This window comes from Nostoc sp. FACHB-133 (assembly GCF_014698055.1).
Classification (GTDB): Bacteria; Cyanobacteriota; Cyanobacteriia; order Cyanobacteriales; family Nostocaceae; genus Nostoc.
Genome location: NZ_JACJSH010000049.1, coordinates 1 through 20,559, shown reverse-complemented (window position 1 = coordinate 20,559; position 20,559 = coordinate 1). Strand labels below are relative to the sequence as shown.

The following is a 20,559-nucleotide window of genomic DNA, read 5'->3' as shown; positions in this document are numbered from 1 at the left end:
ACACTTGTAGAGACGGCGATTTATCGCGTCTCAAAAAGCCACGATTTTGTACAAGTAGCGCTTAACCCAAGCGTATTAGATTATAACCTACTTTCTTTTTGACTAGTGTTTGCGTCAATCTTATATTTGAGAACGAACCTAGCGTAAAAAATAAAGAGGCAAATTGTCATCTGGTGACACTTTCCCTCTCTTAACAACAGATAATTAAAACTAACAATTACACCTTAGAACGGTCAGTCAAAATCTCATAACCCGTGTCTGTAACTAACACTGTATGCTCAAACTGAGCCGACAAAGAATTATCCACAGTGACTGCTGTCCAACGGTCAGATAATGTCCGGGTGTGTCTAGAACCCGCATTTAAAATTGGCTCAATTGCCAGCGTCATTCCCGCACGGAGTTTAACATTTGGCATCTCGCGGGTGCGGTAGTTGAATACTGAAGGTTCTTCGTGCAAATTACGACCGACACCGTGTCCAGTGAATTCTTCAACTATACTAAAGCCGTTCGCTTTCACATGGTCTTCAATTGCTCCAGCTAAGTCAAGCAGGTATACACCAGCCTTTACTTGTTCAATACCTTTAAATAAAGCTTCTTCTGCTACGCGAATTAATTTAGCAGCTTCTTCTGTCACTTCACCTACAGCAATTGAAATGCAAGAATCACCATGAAAGCCTTGGTAATAAGCGCCAGTATCTACTTTTAATACATCCCCCACACGAATCACTTTTTTAGGGCTAGGAATGCCATGCACTGCTTCGTTATTAATGCTGGAGCAGATAGAACCAGGAAAACCGTGATATCCTTTAAAACTTGGTGTTGCACCCATTTCGCGGATGCGTTTTTCTGCGTGAGCATCCAAATCAGCCGTTGTCATTCCTGGCTTTACTAGCTCGGAAATTTCTTTTAAGACAGTTGCCACAATTGCCGATGATTGCCGCATGATTTCAATTTCACGCGGTGATTTAATTTCAATTCCACGGCGTTGTTTTTTTGCAGGTGCAGGCTGAGTTGCTTGAGAAAGTAAGTTACTGAAAATGTTCATGGGAAATTAATAATTACTGTTGGCTTTGTCGATGAAGTATGAATGCTTTCTCTAGATTACTTGAGAAAAATATCTATAATTTAAGTTATTTCAATCCCTGATCAGGATTATTACAGTTTAGTCACTAATGTATACAGAATAACATATTCACTTACTCCTGATATTTTAGACTTCAGGCAAAATCGCCCTAACTTATTTTTCGCTCCCAACTAAACCTCATTTATGTTGAAACCTAGAGTTTTTTAAAAGATATATTTATTTATGTTGGGTTATGCTATTGCTGCACCCAACCTACAAAACTACGGTTCTCAAGGTAGACGAGGTTTATACGATTTAGATTAATTATCTTTAATTGAAACACTAGACGGCTATTAAATACTGAGTCGAACAATTTTTAGTTGTTGATGGCAATTTCTCCAGTCATACCTGCTTCCGTATGTCCTGATATTGAACAACGTAAGCCATAAGTTCCAGATTTTAAGGGCACAAATACCCATTCCGCCTCAGCACCCGGCTTGAGTTCCAGTTCGTGAATAGCTCCTTTAATTTCTACTTTGCCTGCTTGGACTTTTTGTGTCCAGATGCCATCGGCAAAGTCTTTAGCAGTAAAATAGTGCTTCAGTTGGCTGGGATTGGTAAGCCGAAGTTGATAGCGTTTGCCAGCCTCGAATTCCAGATGATTTGGCTCAAATTTGAGTTCGTTAGCCGAATTACCCAAGCTAATTGTAATTTCTGTGGCTGGTTGCTTAAGCAAATCACCAGACAAATTTGCCGCCATTACTGGAGTCGCAGTGATGAAATTTAAGCTTATTAACAACGTTAATATTACGTAGCTACGACGTAATATTTGCAGCCAATCAGTATTTGGAAAAGTCAGAGATGCAATTAAAATTTGGTATAAATGGTTGTAAATTTTCATTGGTAGTTCTCAAAAGGCAATGCTGATGAGCAGGAACAATTCATAGGTAGCGGGAAAAACCGCTTTACCTATTCTTTATTATCCATGCCCAGCGCCCATCTCTACCTAATGCTTTTCTCTGCTAACACAGATGGCCCAGCAGTAACCACTACGATTTGATCTGGATGGAGTAATTCACGAGCCGCTTGATTAACTTGCTCAAAGGTGACTTTCTGAAGTTTGTCAGTAAAGGTATGCAATTCTACTTTATCTAGTCCATACACCTCATTCATCAGAATTCTATCTGTTAATTCTTCTGGGTTTGCCAGGGAAACGTTGTAGTTGCTGATGAGGGTACGTTTAGCTGTTTCTACTTCTAGCGCAGTGACACCTTGTTGATGGATTTGCTGTAGTATTTGGCGAGTACTAGCGATCGCTTGACTAGTATCTGCTGGACTAGTTTGCATTTCTATCAAAAATGTGCCTGCATTCTTCCCGGCTTGGAAGTAGCTATAAATTCCATAGCTCAAACCTTGGCGATCGCGTACTTCTGCACCAAGTCTACTAGATAAAGTATCGCCTCCCAAAATCTGGTTCAATACTAAGGCTGCGTGAAACCGAGGATCGTAACGCTTAATACCTGTGTAACCCATATATGTCACAGCTTGGGCTTTACCTGGTAAAACTGGGTTGACACTCACTATTTTCTCCGGCATTGATACCGGAGGATATTTTAATGTGGGTGCTTGGCCGCTAACTTCCCAGTTACCAAACTCATTTTTAATGAGCGATCGCACTTTATCTAGATCAAAATCTCCCACCAGCGCCAATACTGTCGTGTCTGGACGATAATGTTTAGCTTTGAAATTGATCACATCCTGGCGTTGAATCTGCTGTAAACTCTCCTCTGTGGGAAAAGTGTGTAAGGGATGTTTTTTCGGGTAAATTGACTGCACAAATATTCTTCTGGCTACTTCTGCTGGCTCATCTAATTCCAGTTGCAGATCGGTTAAAGTTTGTTGGCGATGTAATTCCAATTCTTGTGCGGGAAAGGTACTATTTTTAACAACATCTGCCAATATCTCTAGAATTACTGGCAAATCTCCTGCTAAACTATCACCCTCGATATGCACACCTTCACGATGGACTTCAAAGTTGAGACTCGCCCCTCGTTCTGCCAATATTTTGGCAATAGTTAAGACATCTTTGCTCTTAGTACCATTTAGCAAATTATCTGCCACAAAAGCAGCCAATCCCGCTCGATCATCTGGATCAAATTCTGTACCGGCTTGAATATAGCCGCTTAAAGTAACGGTGGGAGTACTATTATCAGGTAACAGTAATATCCGCAGCCCGTTGGTAAGTTTAAATTCCTGTGGTAAAACTTGGGCAATCGCATCTGTAGCCAAATCCACAGGTGGTAAGTATTTCACCACCTCAGAAGGAAGTACAGGCACGCCAGGAGAAAAATTTTCTGTAGTTTGGGCTGAGTCTGGTTTGTCGCCAACCCCTGCTATCTGCTTTTGAGTTGGTTCAAAAAAGCCTACTGTCCGAGCTTCTTTAGTAAGGTATTTGTTAATAACAGCGACAACATCCGTCGGCTTCACCAGACGAACAGCAGCCAAATAGCGTTCTGTATAGCGATAATCACCAACAGTTGTCTCATCATTGCCCAATCGCATTGCTTGAGAGGTGATATCACGGTTACTCAAAATTACATCTGCTGTTAATTGGGTTTTGGCTCGTTCTACTTCCTCAGTTGTCACACCTTTTTCTGCTACATTTGCGATCGCGCTATTCAACACTAAGTCGATTTTTTTCAAATCTTTTTTAGATCCAGCCGTCACCAAAACCTCATACCAGCCAGATTCTCGCAAACTGGTAACAGATGCTGTAACTTCACTAGCTAAACCTGATTCCACCAATGCCTGATAAAGTCTAGAATTCCGTCCTTCTGTAAAGATGTAATCCATCACATCCAATGCAGGCACATCTGGTTGATTTGCATCCGGTAGCGGATACACAACTTGTAACAGTCGCCCTGCTCCCGGTTCTCGCAACACTATAGGAGTGGGGAATTGGGAATTGGGAATTGGGAATTGGGCATAGTTATTTTCATTTTCCTTGTCCCCCTTGTCTCCCCCTGCTCCCCCTGCCCCCTGCCTCCTTGGTAGTTTGCCAAACACTTCTTTAATTATTTCGAGGGTATTCACGGTTTGAAAATCTCCAACAATCACTAAGACAGCATTATCGGGGCTGTAAAAATTACGGTAATATTTCTGTACTTGCTCAACTTCAAATTTCTCGACATCAGCTTTAGTACCACCTACAGGCAACCCATAAGCATGGTTAGGAAATACTGCCTGCATGACGGCGCGGTTGAGGCGATATTCTGGACTATTTTCGTAACCTTGCAATTCAGAAATTACTACTCGCTTTTCACTCGCTAGTTGTTCTGGCTCAATCTGGGAATTTTGCATTCTGTCTGCTTCTAGCACTAAAAGCGCTTTTAGCTTGTTACGCTCCACAGTACCGTAATACGCAGTTTGGTCATAGCTCGTGAAAGCATTAGAATCACTACCTAAAGCACTAAACAAACGGCCAAATTGAATTGGACGATTTTTCGTGCCTTTAAACATCAGGTGTTCCAACTGGTGGGCAATGCCATTTACCCCTGGTTCTTCGTTGCGTGAGCCAACCTTGTACCACACTTGCACCGTCACCACTGGCGCAGTATGCACTTCCTTTGTTAGGACAGTTAGACCATTTTCCAGCACTGTCTTATGGACGTTTTCTGTCAGTGTTGAGGGCATTATTCTTTTTGCTAGCAAGGTTGACTGGGATTTTTCTTTGTTAGATATGGCTGTATGTTGACTATTAGCAGGTCGATCGCTCAACAAAAAAACCGCTACTAGCCATAAGCTTAAAATTAATAACGGCAAGGAATATTTATAAAATCTAGATAATCCATACATGTACTTAGGAAATATATCTGTAAATTAATTTACATAATTATTTTGGTGAGTGACCACAGTTTAATATGGCAAAAAAATCTGTTACCTCGGCAACAATACAGAAAAACAATATATTAACAATAAAGGTAATAAAAAAGCTAAATTATGGCAGTTTTGCTAAAACCCGAATGAATTCTAGAGGTAAGCCATCAGTATCGGCAATGAAAGCCACTTCGTAAATGCGATCGCCTATTTGCTGTTGTGTCGGTTCTAAAAGTACCTTTAACGGTTGTAATTCTTCGGTTTGACTCTCAGCCGCCGCAATCAAAACACGTTCTTGTAAATTTGTAAACCAGCTAGGTAAATCTGGTGTAATCTCAGTTAAATCGAACGAGAGATGATAATACCCCACATAATGCTCGTCAGCAAAGGCATCTGGGGCTGGCTTTGGTTCGGGAATTTGGATCAGTTCAATTCTGCCGCCCAATCCTTCCATCCAGCAAGCTAACGTGTAGCCTGTAGTAAAGCGTTCCGAAATTGTAAATCCTAAATGTTCGTAGAAAGCGATCGCTCGATGAATATTCGCAGTCCGAATAGAAGCGTGGTGCATATTAATCCTTAGTCCTTAGTCCTTAGTCATTTGTCTTTTGTTATTCACTAATGACAAATGACTAATGACTAATGACCATTATTCAAACAACCTGAAATAAGGGTAGCGTACAGGGACACCAGGCTCTTTTTCCAAGTCAAAATTAATCACTTCCCAACAGGGATCTTCTGAGGTATCGGGGCTAAACTCTACGGGTAAGCCGTATAGCCGAGCAGCGGTAACTTCTGGTTGTCCAGAACGCCAAGGTGTACTGCGTTCTAAATAGCCACTCATCAATTCCTGATAGCGGTGAGCAATAATCACTTTTGTGGCTCGATAACCTTGGGTATAGAGCTTATCTAATGCTTCGTGAATTTCAAACCGAATACCATCGGGATGAGTATGCTGCCTATACCATTCATTATTCCACCTCCGCCAATGACGGCCTGATTGCAAATGGATTAACTCTCCATTTTGAGGATTAGCTTCAAAAGCGCCATGACGCGGACACAAATAGGTATCTGTTAATGTCAGCGCCGGAATAGTCTGGCGACAATGGGGACACTGTATTTCCGGCCCAAACATCGGGTACTGAAAGCCTGGATTCATCATGAAGTGCGTACAAACATAATTTTGTCTTCACCAGCACTAGTGGATTGGATTATACACTTCGGCTCTACCACTTTGGGTTACTTGTTGACTGCTGCACAGACACAGAGTTGCGGCAGTAACATTGTTCACTAGTGTTTTCCTCAGCGTAGAGGCTTGACGCTGTGATATCCTGGTCGTGCAACCAGCCTCAAAGGTTGGAGTTTCTCCAGTGTTCCTTGGTACCATTATTCATATTCTATCGTGTCTACCGCTTCTTACTGGACATCTCCTGATTTTTCTCAAGCTGCCTTCATCGCAGCCAATGCTGTTGTTATGGGTTCGGTAAATATAGCAGCAGGGGTAAGCATTTGGTATGGAGCAGTAGTTAGAGCAGATGTAGAACGCATTGAAATTGGCGAATGCACAAATATTCAAGATGGTGCAATTCTACATGGCGATCCTGGTTTTCCGACAATTTTAGAAGATCATGTTACCGTAGGGCATCGCGCTGTGGTACATTCCGCTTACATTGAGCGTGGAAGTTTGATTGGCATTGGTGCGGTTATTTTAGACGGGGTACGAGTGGGTGCTGGTAGCATTATTGGTGCTGGCGCAGTCGTAACTAAAAATATACCGCCTTTGTCACTAGTTGTAGGTGTTCCAGGCAAAGTGTTACGACAATTAACAGAGGCTGAAGCCGCAGAACTAATTGAACACGCTAAACGTTACCAAAAGTTAGCTTTAGTTCATGCTGGTAAAGGTACAGACATTGGCTTTAGTAAGTCTTAGAGAGAAGGGGACAGGGTAAGGGTTAAGGGGTAAGGGGTAAGGGGGAGAATAAAAATTAGCTCTTTCGCCTCTGCTTTCTGCTCTCTTCCCCTATGCCTCTTGTACCCAACGCCCCATACCCAATTTTCAATAATTTAAACATTCTTTACATATATGTTGGGAAAAGTTACCCACTTCAGCTAAAAATAAAAATGAGAGCAGTTGACAAAACTTTAATTTCTACTTAAGAGAGGGGTTCTAGATATGGATATCGATTACCGTATAGCGATCGTTTTAGCACCAGTTGTCATTGCTGCTAGTTGGGCAGTGTTTAATATTGGCGCTGCGGCTTTAAGACAAATTCAAGGCTTTTTGGATCGGGAAGCCTAGATTCAGCTTAATATCATCACTTTTGAACCGCCTGTTTCTACTTACGGAGACAGTCGGTTTTATCACGATTAATGCTGCATTGGGCACAAGAGGCAGAGAGAGCAGAGGGAAAAGAGGTAATTTTTATTCTCCCCCCTTCCCTCTTGCCCTTTCCCCCTTCCCCTTTCCCCTTTCCCCCTTCCCCTCCTTGGATATTGATTCTGTAATACAACCCCTTCAACGCTTTGGTGTCCATCTAGGACTCGATCGCATTGTTAACTTATTGGCAAATCTCGGCAATCCTCATCACCAAGTCCCGGTAATTCATGTTGCTGGCACTAATGGTAAAGGTTCCGTCTGTGCCTATCTTTCCTCGGTACTTACTGAGGCTGGTTATCGCACAGGACGCTACACTTCCCCCCATTTAGTCGATTGGACAGAACGTATTTGTTTGAATGAACAGCCAATTGATTCTGAAGAATTAAGGCAATTATTAGAAAAAGTCCAAGCAGTTATTCGGGCTGGTGACGAGGAGATCCCCCCAACTCTCCTTGAAAAGGGGGGCGATGTTTCCCACTTGAAACAGGAGGATAGTGGGGATAAAACTTTTTCACAGAAGTATGGGAACCCCACTCAGTTTGAAGTAATTACAGCGGCTGCTTGGTTATATTTTGCCCAGCAGCAAGTAGATGTGGCTGTGGTAGAAGTCGGACTAGGAGGGCGCTTAGATGCAACCAATGTCTGTTTGGAACCCATAGTTACTATCATCACTTCCATCAGTCGAGAACATTGGCAACAACTTGGCCCCACCGTTGCGGACATTGCTAGAGAAAAAGCAGGTATTCTCAAACCTGGATGTCCCGTCGTGGTTGGGCAATTGCCACCAGATGCAGAAGAAGTTGTGCGATCGCGGGCTTTAGAATTAGAATGTCCAATTTTTACGCCTCAACCTGCCCGTCAAATCGCTACAGGATGGGCAGAATATCAAACACTTCAAAATTCTCAATTAACTAAATATCCTTTGCCATTAGCGGGACAAATTCAATTAGCAAATTCAGCTTTGGCAATAGCAGCTTTAGAAATTCTCCAACAACAGGGTTGGCAGATTTCTGAAGAAGCCATAATTAAGGGGATGGCAAAAACTCAATGGCCAGGGCGGATGCAATGGACTACCTGGAACAACCATAAAATATTACTTGATGGCGCTCATAATACTGCCGCCGCCCAAGTTCTTCGTCAGTATGTTGATAGCTTAGACGCAGTTAATCCCAACCCCATCACTTGGGTTATGGGAATGTTTTCCGATAAGGATCATGCTGATATTTTTGCCGCCCTGCTGCGCCCCGGCGATCGCCTTTTTTTAGTACCAATACCAGTAGAATCCTGGCCAGGTAGAACCTCTGCCGATCTAGACTCCTTAGCAAACCTAGCTTATAGCATCTGTCCCAAATTAAGCGATCGCCAAATCCATCCAGATTTATTCACAGCCCTAGAAGCCGCAATCTCAACCACCACAGACGATTTAATCGTTTTATGTGGTTCCCTTTATCTAGTAGGCGATTTTTTGCAAATGGGGAGTAAGTAGTGAGGTAAGGGACTTCCAAATAAAAAAATATACCATCGCTATAGAGGCAGGGAGCAGGGAGCAGGGGGAGACAAGGGGGACAAGGAAAATGAAAATAACTATGCCCAATTCCCAATTCCCAATTCCCAATTCCCAATTCCCAATTCCCAATTCCCAATTCCCAATTCCCAATTTATCTGTTGTTCCACTCCTGCGCCGCATCTTCTACAGCTTTATCTACAGTCTTCTCCCCTAACATTGCTGCTTGCAAATTCTCATATATTGCCTTTTGCAGTTTGTTGAAATCCTTCAAATTAGGGGTTAATATTTCTGCCTTTTGTAGTTCTTTAGCACTCATAACTCGTGCTTTTTCTATTGTTGAAGCATTAGCTGGAACATCTGTAAAGTAACTATCAGACAATGCCTTGACTGTAGAAGGTAAGACATTTGCAGCTTTTGCAAAGGCTAACTGATTTTCGTCATTGGTGACAAATAAAGCAAACTTCACAGCGCCATCTGGTTGTTTAGTGTCGCGGGGAATAACTATGTTCATTACCGCGACATTTTTCTTACCTGTGTCACCAGTGAGTTGAGGTGCTATTGCTGAAGCTTGGGCGATTTTCGGGGCATTATTAGCGATCGTTTTCAGAAACTCTGGCCCAGAAGCTAGAAACACAGTTTCTCCAGATTGATATAAATCGATCGCATGGCGATGTCCTTGCGTTAAAGCCTCTTTAGGCAGTAGCCCTTTTTTATACAAGTCTACCCAGTATTGAAACGCTGCCTTACCTTGTGCTGAATTAAACGCTGCTTTCCCCTCAGCATCTATTAGAGTGACTCCCATTTGCACAAAAGATTCCAGCACTTCACCGGAATCTTGCGGTACAAAAGTTACAAAAAAGGCATATTTGCCAGTCTTATCTTTAATTTTTTGGGCTACTTGTGCTAATTCTGCGTAGGTTGTGGGTACCTTATTGATACCTGCCTGTTTTAATAAATCAGTGTTATAAATGGTTAACCTTGTGGTGAGATACCAGGGAAACCCAAAACTCTTGCCATTAAGCGTGCTGGCTTTCCAGATATTCGGTAGATAGGAGGAACGTATATCGTTTGAGACTTTCGCATCTAAATCTAACCAGGCATTTCGACCCGCCAGTTGGGAAGCGAAACCCGGATTGAGGTTAACTACATCAGGTGGCGTTTTTGCTGAGACAGCTGTTAAAATTTTGTTCTCCATAGCTGCCCAAGGCACATCAACCCAGTTAATCTTTATACCTGGATTTTGTGATTCAAAATTTGCAATTAGGTTTTTGAAGTAGTCGGCAAATTGAGGTTGGAGTTGCATTGTCCAAAACTCAATAGTTGCCCCTCCTGAATTAGCTTGTTTTGTATTTGTACTAACATTACCTGTGCTGCAACTTACAATCCAACTGGTTAATAAGCCAAGCAGTGCCAAAGCAAGAAGTTGTTTAAATTTTCGCAATTGAATCATTTTCCCAGTATTTTTACGCTTGATCAGTGTGAAAAGCTTAGACAGAATTGTCGAGATTATAGGCTAAATAAATTACGCGTCGAGACGTAATATATTACGTTTCTATCCACAACAAATTTAAATTTTCAATTTAGCAGTCCATCGGGCACAACTGTGGTACAAAAATTCAATCGTCTGTTTGGCAAATCGAATAAAGGGGTCGGCATTGAACTTGCTCCCGAACGGGTAAATGTAGTTCAGCTACGCAAACAGCGTCAAGGCTTGAAACTAGAAACCTTTACATCGGTAGCAGTTCCAGAAGGCGTAGTTACCGATGGTCAAATCACCGATCCCGCAGCAATGGCGCAATTAATCCAGCAGGCGCTAGCTGAAAGCAAAATAAAAACTACTCGTGTTGCCACTGGTGTACCAGGGCGAGATTCCATCGTTCGGATTATACCTGTACCAACGGAGTTAGATGACAAAGAACTGCGAGAAATGGTGCTAAACCATGAAGCAGGTTTGTATTTACCCTATCCTCGTGAAGAAGCTGATGTAGATTATCAGAAACTTGACTACTTTGTAGATGAGGATGGCATTGAAAAAGTACATGTACTTCTAGTAGCCACTCGCAAGGAAATAACGGATACCTATATAAGTACATTCGAACAGGCAGGACTACAAATTGATGTTTTAGAAATTAACAGTTTTGCCCTGATTCGAACTATTCGTGAACAACTGCGACAATTTGGGCCGCAAGAAGCAGCAGTCCTAGTTGATATAGAGTTCGACAGTACAGAAATCGCCATCATAGTTAACGGAGTACCGCAATTTTCGCGCACAGTGCCTATAGGCACTTATCAAATGCAAACTGCGTTAGCAAGGGCAATGAGCTTACCCACATCACGAGATATGGAACTGTTACACGGAATGATTATTCCCCCAACTCCCCTAGATGGTGGGAAAACCGGTGTTACCGAGATCGATCCTGGTATGGCAGCCATATTAAGAGTATTGGGAGAACTAACGGATGAACTGCGCCGTTCAATCGATTTTTACCTTAATCAAAGTGAAAATTTGGAGGTAGCGCAGATTTTATTAGCTGGGCCAGGAGGTGGACTCCAACAGCTAGATGAATTCTTTACCCAACGATTGAGCTTGCCAACTACCCAAATAGATCCAATTGGGTCTTTGTCGTTAGAAGTTGACACTGATAAATATCCACAGGTACAACGCTCTGGCTTGGCGATTGTACTTGGTTTAGGTATGCGGGAGGTGTAATACCGATTTTAGATTTTGGATTGTCTGTTTTGATAGTTACGCTGTTTGAGAATTCTCAAACCATAAATATTTGTTTCTAATTGGTGTGAGAAAATGTACAGTTTGGATGTTAATTTTCTTAAAGATCGCCCAGCATACCAGCAAAAGCCTGACAGAAAGGGAGGAATATCCCTAAGCTTCCCTACAGGTAATATGACACCAGTGTATGTGGGGGTTGCAGTAGGTATAGGTCTTCCAGCTTTATTGGGAGTTAGTTGGTGGTTGTTGCAAGGGAAGATTGTTGAATTAGATGCTCAGATAGCACAATTCGATCAGGAAAGCAAGAGACTAGATACTGAAATAGGAAATCTGAACAAAATCAAAGCCGAGACGAGTGCAGTTAAAGGGGAAACCCAAGCTTTAGTCACTGTATTTGACCAGATTCGACCTTGGTCAGCAATGCTGCAAGATTTGCGCGATCGCATCCCAACAGCAGTCCAAATCGAAACCATCAAGCAAACTCCACCTATTGCGGTAGTAGCAGGGCAGCCCCCAAACAATCCGGCCGGCGGATTAGAAATTACCGGATTGGCTCGTTCTTTTAACGATGTCAATGATTTCTTATTGAGTTTACAACAGTCTCGGTTCTTGAAGTCCACAGAAAGCAGAATTGTGACGGCAGCATTAGTAGATGCTCCCTTACCACCAGGTGCAGCACAACCTTCTAGTGGTGTAATAATTAAGCCACCCCAAGTAGTTAAATACACTATTCAATCGAGCATGAGCGATATTCCAGCTTCGGAATTAATCCGGGAGTTGGAAAAAAAAGGCACAGTGGGGTTAGTAACTCGAATTCGTAGTATGCAACAAACAGGAGTCATTCCAAAATGACGCTGAGTGATGATTTAAATTTTGCCGAACATGGTGGCGAATTCAATTCGGAAACGCCAGCCCACCCCGTGATATTTGGTATTGCCTTTACACCAAAAATCATTGGCATCTTGGTAGGGGTAATTGGTTTAGCGGGAGCAGGTTATATATTATTAAACCTGCTAATGCCAGCTTGGGAAAGCTACCAGCAGCAGCAAGCCAAAAGTTCTGAACTGCAAGCGCAAATTGAGCAAAAAAAAGCCAGCATCAAACAGATTGGCAAAGTTAAAGAAGAGCTAGTGCAGGCAAAACAGCAAAAAGTTCAGGTTTTAGGTTTATTTGCTAACGAAAAAACCTTAGATACATTGCTGTTAGATTTGAACCGCTTAATTGAGTCTGGCAATACTCCAACTTCTATTAATGCAGTTAGAGCCAAACTGAAGAGATTCGTGCCAGTTTCCCAAAAGCCAGAACCGATTACTGATGGATCTCTAGGACTACTGGTTGACGGCAAGCTGCAACGCAGCACTATCAATGCCGAAATTACAGGAACTTATGAGCAAACACAATCGATAATTCGTAACATTGAGCGATTACAGCCTTTGTTAATAGTTAAAGATTATCAAGCAAATTTGGCTCCAGTAGAGTCAAGATCCCCATTAGACAAAACACCAGTACAGGTTGGGCCAGCAGCGATTAACACATCATTCCAGTTACAAGTATTGATGCCACTTAGTCCTGAAGAAATAGCCGCAGCAGCAGCAAAAGCTGCTCCGAAAAAGTAGTTTTTAATTAGTAGTTATGAATTGTGAATTGTGAGTTAGGAGTTATCATTCCTAACTATTCACTCATAACTTCTTACTTTTAACGAACTACTCAAAATTGTTTGTAAACAAGGTTTTATTAGGTGAGGAATGAACTGTGAAACAGCTTCACGGTAATAGTTTTATATTAGGTACTGCCGCTTTTGTATTTTTGGCAGCTCAACCAGTTTGGGCACAAATTAGTCAAGTTACTAATGTCCAGTTAAATCCAGTTAATGGTGGAATTAGTGTTGCTTTGAAAACTTCTTCAGGCTCGCGCCCCCAAGTTTTCACGACAAAAAGAGGTAAGACTTTAGTCGCAGATATTATCAATACTCAATTACGATTACCACAAGGTAATAGTTTTCGTCAAGATAGCCCAGCACCAGGAATTGCATCTGTCGAGGTTAGCCAGCTTGATGCCAACAGCATTCGGGTAACGGTAACTGGCAGCAGCAACGTACCTAGCAGTCAACCCGTGGTGCGATCGCAAAATGGAATTACACTCAGCTTTAGCCCATCGGCAGGCACTATAGCATCAGCACCAACGCCAACAGCGTCAACACCCACAGCACCGCCTGCTACAACTCCAGCCCAATCTGGTCAAAATTCAGGTGTTCTTGTTCCCAACCCGGAAGTCACCATTGACGGACAACCTGCACAAGCTGCTGGGCCGGGTCAACCTCTAAGCCAGGCTCCGCCTTTTTTACCCAGAGCCGTTGCCCCACCGGTAGGAGATATTGCTGTTTCCGCCACTGATGCTTCTCCTAGCACCATTGACTTAGGCACTCAAGAACGTGTCCCCCGCTTAGTATTGCGAGATGCGCCAGTGCGTGAGGTTTTGTCACTGCTTGCTCGTGCTGCTAATTTGAACCTGGCTTATATCGGAGGTGAGCAAGGTGGTGGAGGTCAACCAGGTGCTGCTGCACAAGCAACTTCTCAAACCATCTCTTTAGATATAGAAAACGAGCCAGTGCAAGATGTATTCAACTACGTCTTGCGTTTGAGTGGTTTAGAAGCTAACCGCAGTAATCGCACAGTTTTTGTGGGGCCTAAACTACCTAATTCCACCCGTGACATGGTTATGCGTAACCTGCGACTCAATCAGGTCACAGTGGGAGTCGCCATCAACTTTTTGGTTGGCTTAGGGGCAGAAAGTGCTATCAGCCGAGAACGACAAGTTACCAGTGTTAGTGCTGTAGCTGTTGGGAATGCAGCTGCTCCCATCACACAAGCTCAGACAACTACAGAAACCAAGGTTGAAACTCAACGCGTTGATTTCAAAGACTCTAACCCATTACTGAGAGGTTTACAGGCATTAGGAGATGAACGCACTAATTCTTTAACCTTGATTGGGCCTCCCAAGCTAGTTCAGATGGCAATGGCTCAACTAACTCAGCTTGATATCCGCCGTCGTCAAGTGGTAGTTAACGTCAAGATTATCGATGTTAATCTCAATAACACTCAGGACTACAACACTAGCTTTTCCTTTGGGATTGGCAACAACTACTTTTCAAATGATGGCGGTGCAGCGTCTCTTAATTTCGGTGGTTCAAGGCCAGTTAATAGTGCTGAAGCGAGAACCAGTGTAACTAGTACACCTACAAGACCTAATCCACTTAGTAGCGCAAATATTTTTCTTGACCCACAAAATCCAACCACAGGAGCAGTTAGTGCTGGTGTAAACTCTAACCCAACGCAACCAGGACTTTCATCATTTACCGCAGCAACTCCAGGAACAATTACATCTGTCCCAACTCAGTTTGACCCAGTTACTGGTCTACCGACTCAATATACTAATCAGGTAACTGGCCAAACCCCTGCTCAATATACATATAGCTTGCCGTCTATTTATCAATTCCCCAAACGTCTTCTCACTAGCTTGCAAGCTCAAGTCACGAATGGCAATGCCAAGATTTTGACTGACCCAACCTTAATTGTGCAAGAAGGTCAGCAGGCACTTGTTAATCTGACCCAAGAAGTGGTGGGAAATATAACTCTCCAAACAACGGATACTTCTGCTGGCTCTAGGACAGAAAGAAAAATTGATAAACAAAAAGTTGGGTTAACCTTAAGTGTGAAAGTTGACCGGATTGACGATAATGGGTTCGTTTCTCTATCGGTTGCTCCTACAGTCAGCGCTCCTACAGGCTCACAAAATACAGGAAATGGACAAATTGTTTTAGTCTCTGAGCGTTCCCTTACTTCTGGCTTAATTCGCTTACGAGATGGTCAGACACTAATTCTCTCAGGGATTATTCAAGACCAAGACCGGACAAGTATTTCCAAGATTCCCATCTTGGGCGATCTTCCCCTTATTGGTGCGCTGTTTAGAAGTACAAATAGATCCAACCAGCGCAATGAGGTGATTGTATTACTAACACCTCAAATTATGGATGACTCTGAAAACTCCTCTTATGGCTATAACTACAATCCCAGCCCAGAAGTGCGGCAAATCCTTGAACGTCGAGGGTTGAAGCTTCCCGGTAGGCAATAAAGATCACCAGTAGGAGAGTCACCTCTGGCTCACATCCTCGCACCTCTCACTGCTTTGAACTAAAGTTCAACTCTGTCCTTCTCCGAGTCGGAGAGGGACAGTTTTGGGTACTAAAACCTTTCAGAGGTCTTTTGATTAGGCTAACTAGACAGACACTACATAAAGTGTTGAATTCACTTAAACAGAAGAAACAATAATTAAAAAAACTGAAATTTTTTAGTAGTGTAAAACAGCAAGTGGGGTTGTGGCTATGTTGGTAGACCTCCAGCTTGAAAAATCTGTTCGGCTGTTAAATTCAATTCCGGGAAAGTATGCGAGACAATACGATCACTGCCTCTAAATTGAGTAACTTGGTATTCACCATCGATTAATTGATAAATAGATATAGTAGGCTGTTTGGGGTTGCCAGCGAACTTTTTAGCGCCTAGACCGAGATAATCTACAACCCAGTATTCAGGAATTCCAATACCCTCATACTTACCCTGTTTTGTGTAGTAGTCATCATCCCAGTTCGTACTAACTACCTCAACTACTAAGGGAATTGATGCTGCAAGACTTACAGTTGATTCTTTCTTCCATAGCGGCTCATTTATTAAATTAGGGCGATTGAGTAATAGCACATCTGGGGAATAGGCAGAGTCCGACTTAGTTGGTTTAACAAGAACAGTTTTGGGGATTGTATAAGGTAAATTTAGTCGGTCAAATTCTACTGTTAGTTTTCTTGCTACAAAACCAACGACATCTTCATGGTCTCCCACTGGTTGTGCCATTTCAACAATCACGCCGTCATGTAATTCGTATCTTCCACCTTCGGGTCGCCACGCTGCAAAATCTTCAAAAGTTACTAGTTTTGGTATGGCTTGAGTCATAATCTATTACCCCTAGTAGTCGTTTCGATCATACCGCTTCCTTACCTTGGCTCGATTCTGCAAAAAATAAATAATCCTAAATTCCAAAGTACATGGAGACGGTAGAGATGTTTTTTACTGGAAGTCCCTAAAGGTTTTGTTAAGTGCCTGGTTTGTCTTACTCCTCGGTCGAAGCAAGCTACGCGTAACGGAGGTACCAGAAGAAGTTGTCGCAGCGATCGCTAACAAATGTTAAGAAAGATGTAACTAATGGATAGCCTTGTAGGGGAGACGCTTTAATTTTTCCCCCTTCCCTACTAAAAAAGCTCGCTATGGGGTTAAATTTCGTGTTGGATTTTTCAGATGATATGAAAAGTAAGCAAAATACCTGACTTTTTAGAGAAATCGGAAACATGAGTCTTTGATTTCCATAAAAATTGGTTAATCTCAGCAATAACTCTTCAACATCGGTAATTAATCCCAACAAATCCTCACCATCTCCCGCCTCCCCACTCCCCTGTTTTCTTGGCGATTGCGGGATTTACTAGGTATTTTTTCCTACTTTTGGGGTGGTTTTTAGTGAAACAAGTACCCTAAAACTACAAAAAATCCTGAAATCTATATAAATTAATGGTTTCATCTATCCACATCAGGCTACAACGCTTTAGAATGATTCATTGAAAAGTCGAGCCGATGGGATGTACAGCCGTTTTGAGTAAAAATACTCCCAAAGGATGATTTTTGTATTCCCGCTAACAAAGATTTTAATACAGATGTACCAGGGTGCATCCGTAAAGAATCTCAAGTAAACCTTCAGGAGTTTGATATGAACAAAGGTGAATTAGTTGATGCCGTAGCTGAAAAGGCTAGTGTTACCAAGAAACAAGCGGATGCAGTCTTAACTGCCGCTTTGGAAACGATTATTGAAGCGGTTTCCTCTGGTGATAAGGTGACATTGGTGGGATTTGGCTCATTTGAATCACGCGAACGTAAAGCCCGCGAAGGTCGCAACCCGAAAACAAATGAGAAAATGGAAATTCCCGCAACGAGAGTTCCTGCTTTCTCCGCAGGAAAACTGTTTAGAGAAAAGGTAGCACCCCCAAAAGCATAGGTTCTGTCTTCGGGAACCCTTTTTTAATGCGGCAACCTGCACACGGGGGAAATTTAGCCTGGGCAGCAGCACTGGCTGGCTGTCCCCCTGATGCTATTCTGGATTTTTCTGCTAGCATCAGCCCGTTGGGGCCTCCAAACAGCGCGATCGCTGCTATACTGTCCCAACTCGGTAATCTTAAGCACTATCCAGATCCAAAATATAGTGAACTGAGACTAGCTCTCAGTCACTTCCATCAACTGCCTCCTGAGTGGATTCTGCCGGGTAACGGCTCCGCAGAATTACTCACTTTAATAGGTAGGGAATTGGCTCAATTAGCCGCGACAACTTTAATTACTCCAGCCTTTGGTGACTATTACCGAACCTTGGCAGCGTATAACGCTAATGTGCTGGAGTGTCCTTTGTCACTAGTCACTGGTAATTGGTCATTATTCCTTGACAAAGGACAGAAGACAAAGGACAAAGGATTATTGCTGAATAATCCCCACAACCCAACCGGCAAGATATTTTCACGGGACTCTATTTTGCCCTATCTGGAGCAATTCGCTTTGGTTGTGGTGGATGAAGCATTTATGGATTTTGTGCCGCCTAATGAGGAAGAAAGCCTAATTCCGGTGGTACAGGAATATCCGAATTTAGTAATATTGCGATCGCTAACCAAATTTTACAGTCTCCCAGGATTGCGATTAGGATATGCGATCGCCCACCCCGACTGCCTAGCTAAATGGCAGCTATGGCGTGACCCCTGGCCCGTAAACACTCTAGCGGCGGCGGCGGCAATTGCAGCCCTCCAGGATACAGAGTTTCAGCAGCAAACCTGGGCATGGCTACCACCTGCACGAAACCAACTCTTTCAGGGTTTGGCTGAAATACCGGGATTGCAACCCCAAGTAAGTGCTGCTAACTTTTTACTGGTTGAGTCTCAAGAGTCTACTTCGCAGTTACAGCACCAATTACTCAAGTATCACCAGATTTTAATCCGTGATTGTCTTAGTTTTAAAGAATTAGGCGATCGCTTTTTCCGGGTTGCTGTACGTGAAGAGTCCGATAACCAACGCTTACTAACAGCGCTGAGTGGGAAGTAGGGGAGGCAAGGGGAGCAGGGGAGGCAGGGGGACAAGGGGACAAGAGGTGAGAACTTGAAACAAGTCTTTCTCCTTGTCCCCAATGCCCAATGCCCAATTCCCCATTCCCCATTCCCCATTCCCCATTCCCCATTCCCAATGACAAATGACAATTGACTACGATGTTGTAATTATTGGCGGCAGTCTTGCTGGATACTACGCTGCTCTTGCTGCAACCCAACTACGTGCTACGGTTGCCTTGGTGGAACCTAAAGTAGACTATGGGTTTACTCATCACCATGCTCTTACCGAAATCGGTAAACTGGCGCAAAAGTTGAATGATGCCGCTAGTTTTGGTATTCATGCCACAAAGACTGATATTTCAGAAGAATACCAAATATCTATGGCATGGCAAGAAGCGATGCTGTATGCTCAATGCGTCGCCGCAAATCTCAAAGAACAGCATTCTCCTGCCGTCCTAGCCGCGCTGGGGGTAGATGTCATTGTTGGCAGTGGTCAATTTCAATCTTCGCCCCAACTGGCTTTTGCCGTTAACAATCGCCTACTACACGCCCGTACTTATTTGTTAGCCAGTGGTTCGCGTCCAGAAATTCCAGAGATTGAGGGATTGCAAGGCTCTGGCTATCTAACCCTTTCTAATATTTGGCAATCTTTACAGGGAGGAACATTACCCAAAAATTGGGTAATTATCGGTGGAACTCCCCAAAGTATTGAAATCGCTCAAACTTTAGCCCGATTTGGTTGCAGTGTGACGCTAGTAGTCAAGCATCCTTATGTTCTCTCCCATATTGACTCTGAAATAGCCATATTGCTTCAGGCACAGTTGGAAGTCGAAGGTGTGCGCGTCCTCACCGATAAACTAGTAACTCAGGTGAGGCTAATTGAGGATAAAAAGTGGATTCAAGCAGGAGATAAAGCCATTGAAACTGATGAAATTTTAGTGGCGACTGGACAACAGCCGAATATTGAATCCCTAAATTTGGCAACGGTAAGTGTAAAATGGCATCGGCGTAGTTTAGTAGTGAATGATAAACTACAAACCACTAACCACCGCATTTACGCTTGTGGTGATGTAATTGGTGGTTACGATTTTGCCAATATCGCTAATTATGAAGCAAAAATTGCTCTGAACAATGCACTCTTTTTCCCTAGATTACGAGTAAATTATCGCTCCATTCCTTGGGCAATGTTTTCTGTGCCGATGGTGGCGCAAGTAGGTTTGACAGAGGCACAGGCAAAACGTCTATTTAGTCGAGATGAAGTTTTAGTTTTGCGTCAATATTTTAAAACAGTGGCAGCAGCCCAACTTCGGGACGAAACCACTGGTATGTGTAAATTAATTGTGCTACGCAATGGCGAAATTTTGGGAGCTTCGATATTAGGGGCAGAAGCTGGAGAAGTGATTAATTTGATTGCCTTAGCAATGTCCCAAAAAATTAAAGTCAAAGATTTAGCAAATCTATCTCCTGTCTATCCCAGTTTCTCAGAAATTCTGGAACAAGCTGCAAGAGAGTGGAGTAAGCAGAGGTTAAATAGTGATATTGCTTGGCAAGAGTTTTTAGAAGGTTTCTTCCATTTCCGCCGTAATTGGAATTTATGAGTGCAAAGTGGTGCTGTCAAGGTGAGTTTTGTATTCATTAATAGCTCTGAACTCGGAAGCAAAAAATTGTAGGTTGGGTGGAGGCTTTGCGTAACCCAACATATATCAGAATGTTGGGTTGCGCTCCGCTTCACCCAACCTTGTATCTTAGAAATAGTAGTAGACCGTCCCAACCTTGGTCAAGAAAGACCGCTTCGTAGCATGGGTCACTACAACAATCTCTTTGACAGAACTCG

Annotated in this window: 18 protein-coding genes; 10 read left to right on the top strand and 8 right to left on the bottom strand. The window is 43.0% G+C overall.

Annotated elements, in window-relative coordinates; all coding sequences use genetic code 11:
• Positions 1-217: 217 nt before the first annotated feature.
• From map to H6G86_RS38950, 6 genes are all read right to left on the bottom strand, one after another.
• Complete coding sequence (gene map, locus H6G86_RS28485; protein WP_163928957.1) at positions 218-1,045, bottom strand: type I methionyl aminopeptidase; 828 nt, start codon at positions 1,043-1,045, stop codon at positions 218-220.
• A gap of 394 nt (positions 1,046-1,439) precedes the next feature.
• Positions 1,440-1,964, bottom strand: a complete 525-nt coding sequence (locus H6G86_RS28480) for a cupredoxin domain-containing protein (RefSeq protein WP_242065015.1) — start codon at positions 1,962-1,964, stop codon at positions 1,440-1,442.
• 101 nt (positions 1,965-2,065) lie between these two features.
• A complete protein-coding gene (locus tag H6G86_RS28475; RefSeq protein WP_190937122.1) occupies positions 2,066-4,918 on the bottom strand; it encodes a M16 family metallopeptidase in 2,853 nt (950 codons plus the stop codon).
• 142 nt (positions 4,919-5,060) lie between these two features.
• Positions 5,061-5,507 carry a VOC family protein gene (locus tag H6G86_RS28470; RefSeq protein ID WP_190937121.1) on the bottom strand — a complete coding sequence of 149 codons (447 nt, stop codon included), beginning with the start codon at positions 5,505-5,507 and terminating at the stop codon, positions 5,061-5,063.
• Positions 5,508-5,585: 78 nt separating this feature from the next.
• Positions 5,586-6,095 (bottom strand): TIGR02652 family protein, encoded by a 510-nt coding sequence (locus tag H6G86_RS28465; protein WP_442936442.1) that lies wholly within the window; start codon positions 6,093-6,095, stop codon positions 5,586-5,588.
• Positions 6,096-6,134: 39 nt separating this feature from the next.
• On the bottom strand, positions 6,135-6,323 hold the full coding sequence (locus tag H6G86_RS38950) for a hypothetical protein (RefSeq protein ID WP_228058008.1): 189 nt from the start codon (positions 6,321-6,323) through the stop codon (positions 6,135-6,137).
• Positions 6,324-6,338: 15 nt separating this feature from the next.
• On the opposite strand from H6G86_RS38950, the gene H6G86_RS28455 reads away from it, so the two are divergent.
• The 3 genes from H6G86_RS28455 to H6G86_RS28445 all read left to right on the top strand — a co-directional run bounded on the left by H6G86_RS28455 (position 6,339) and on the right by H6G86_RS28445 (position 8,799).
• Positions 6,339-6,866, top strand: a complete 528-nt coding sequence (locus tag H6G86_RS28455; protein ID WP_012411300.1) for a gamma carbonic anhydrase family protein — start codon at positions 6,339-6,341, stop codon at positions 6,864-6,866.
• Positions 6,867-7,109: 243 nt separating this feature from the next.
• The gene (locus tag H6G86_RS28450) at positions 7,110-7,235 is read left to right on the top strand and encodes a photosystem II protein Y (RefSeq protein WP_012411301.1); all 126 of its coding nucleotides are present in this window, start codon (positions 7,110-7,112) and stop codon (positions 7,233-7,235) included.
• Positions 7,236-7,422: 187 nt separating this feature from the next.
• A complete protein-coding gene (locus H6G86_RS28445) occupies positions 7,423-8,799 on the top strand; it encodes a bifunctional folylpolyglutamate synthase/dihydrofolate synthase (protein WP_190937120.1) in 1,377 nt (458 codons plus the stop codon).
• A 172-nt stretch (positions 8,800-8,971) separates the two neighbouring features.
• Here the strand turns inward: H6G86_RS28445 and H6G86_RS28440 are convergent, their stop codons facing one another.
• The gene (locus H6G86_RS28440; RefSeq protein ID WP_190937119.1) at positions 8,972-10,270 is read right to left on the bottom strand and encodes an ABC transporter substrate-binding protein; all 1,299 of its coding nucleotides are present in this window, start codon (positions 10,268-10,270) and stop codon (positions 8,972-8,974) included.
• Positions 10,271-10,423: 153 nt separating this feature from the next.
• On the opposite strand from H6G86_RS28440, the gene pilM reads away from it, so the two are divergent.
• The 4 genes from pilM to H6G86_RS28420 all read left to right on the top strand — a co-directional run bounded on the left by pilM (position 10,424) and on the right by H6G86_RS28420 (position 15,679).
• Positions 10,424-11,530 (top strand): type IV pilus assembly protein PilM, encoded by a 1,107-nt coding sequence (gene pilM, locus H6G86_RS28435; RefSeq protein WP_114085264.1) that lies wholly within the window; start codon positions 10,424-10,426, stop codon positions 11,528-11,530.
• A gap of 93 nt (positions 11,531-11,623) precedes the next feature.
• Positions 11,624-12,400 (top strand): PilN domain-containing protein, encoded by a 777-nt coding sequence (locus H6G86_RS28430; protein WP_190937118.1) that lies wholly within the window; start codon positions 11,624-11,626, stop codon positions 12,398-12,400.
• The gene (locus H6G86_RS28425; protein ID WP_190937117.1) at positions 12,397-13,164 is read left to right on the top strand and encodes a pilus assembly protein PilO; all 768 of its coding nucleotides are present in this window, start codon (positions 12,397-12,399) and stop codon (positions 13,162-13,164) included. The genes H6G86_RS28430 and H6G86_RS28425 overlap by 4 nt, the downstream gene beginning before the upstream one ends.
• A 136-nt stretch (positions 13,165-13,300) precedes the next feature.
• Entirely contained in the window at positions 13,301-15,679 is a 2,379-nt protein-coding gene (locus H6G86_RS28420; protein ID WP_190937116.1) for a secretin GspD/PilQ domain-containing protein, read from the top strand.
• A gap of 248 nt (positions 15,680-15,927) precedes the next feature.
• Here the strand turns inward: H6G86_RS28420 and H6G86_RS28415 are convergent, their stop codons facing one another.
• A complete protein-coding gene (locus H6G86_RS28415) occupies positions 15,928-16,548 on the bottom strand; it encodes a Uma2 family endonuclease (protein WP_190937115.1) in 621 nt (206 codons plus the stop codon).
• Between the two features lie 805 nt (positions 16,549-17,353).
• Between H6G86_RS28415 and hbs the strand changes: the two genes are divergently transcribed.
• The 3 genes from hbs to H6G86_RS28400 all read left to right on the top strand — a co-directional run bounded on the left by hbs (position 17,354) and on the right by H6G86_RS28400 (position 20,323).
• The gene (gene hbs / locus H6G86_RS28410) at positions 17,354-17,638 is read left to right on the top strand and encodes a non-specific DNA-binding protein Hbs (protein WP_010998076.1); all 285 of its coding nucleotides are present in this window, start codon (positions 17,354-17,356) and stop codon (positions 17,636-17,638) included.
• 26 nt (positions 17,639-17,664) lie between these two features.
• Positions 17,665-18,723 (top strand): threonine-phosphate decarboxylase CobD, encoded by a 1,059-nt coding sequence (gene cobD, locus H6G86_RS28405; protein ID WP_190937114.1) that lies wholly within the window; start codon positions 17,665-17,667, stop codon positions 18,721-18,723.
• 145 nt (positions 18,724-18,868) lie between these two features.
• Positions 18,869-20,323, top strand: a complete 1,455-nt coding sequence (locus H6G86_RS28400) for a dihydrolipoyl dehydrogenase family protein (protein ID WP_190937113.1) — start codon at positions 18,869-18,871, stop codon at positions 20,321-20,323.
• Positions 20,324-20,559 lie beyond the last annotated feature (236 nt).

Bases quoted from the DNA above. Each gene is read 5' to 3' on its own strand.
- map (WP_163928957.1), bottom strand. From the start codon at position 1,045: ATGAACATTTTCAGTAACTTACTTTCTCAAGCAACTCAGCCTGCACCT.
- H6G86_RS28480 (WP_242065015.1), bottom strand. From the start codon at position 1,964: ATGAAAATTTACAACCATTTATACCAAATTTTAATTGCATCTCTGACT.
- H6G86_RS28475 (WP_190937122.1), bottom strand. From the start codon at position 4,918: ATGTATGGATTATCTAGATTTTATAAATATTCCTTGCCGTTATTAATT.
- H6G86_RS28470 (WP_190937121.1), bottom strand. From the start codon at position 5,507: ATGCACCACGCTTCTATTCGGACTGCGAATATTCATCGAGCGATCGCT.
- H6G86_RS28465 (WP_442936442.1), bottom strand. From the start codon at position 6,095: ATGAATCCAGGCTTTCAGTACCCGATGTTTGGGCCGGAAATACAGTGT.
- H6G86_RS38950 (WP_228058008.1), bottom strand. From the start codon at position 6,323: ATGGTACCAAGGAACACTGGAGAAACTCCAACCTTTGAGGCTGGTTGC.
- H6G86_RS28450 (WP_012411301.1), top strand. From the start codon at position 7,110: ATGGATATCGATTACCGTATAGCGATCGTTTTAGCACCAGTTGTCATT.
- H6G86_RS28440 (WP_190937119.1), bottom strand. From the start codon at position 10,270: ATGATTCAATTGCGAAAATTTAAACAACTTCTTGCTTTGGCACTGCTT.
- H6G86_RS28430 (WP_190937118.1), top strand. From the start codon at position 11,624: ATGTACAGTTTGGATGTTAATTTTCTTAAAGATCGCCCAGCATACCAG.
- H6G86_RS28425 (WP_190937117.1), top strand. From the start codon at position 12,397: ATGACGCTGAGTGATGATTTAAATTTTGCCGAACATGGTGGCGAATTC.
- H6G86_RS28415 (WP_190937115.1), bottom strand. From the start codon at position 16,548: ATGACTCAAGCCATACCAAAACTAGTAACTTTTGAAGATTTTGCAGCG.
- hbs (WP_010998076.1), top strand. From the start codon at position 17,354: ATGAACAAAGGTGAATTAGTTGATGCCGTAGCTGAAAAGGCTAGTGTT.
- cobD (WP_190937114.1), top strand. From the start codon at position 17,665: ATGCGGCAACCTGCACACGGGGGAAATTTAGCCTGGGCAGCAGCACTG.
- H6G86_RS28400 (WP_190937113.1), top strand. From the start codon at position 18,869: ATGACAATTGACTACGATGTTGTAATTATTGGCGGCAGTCTTGCTGGA.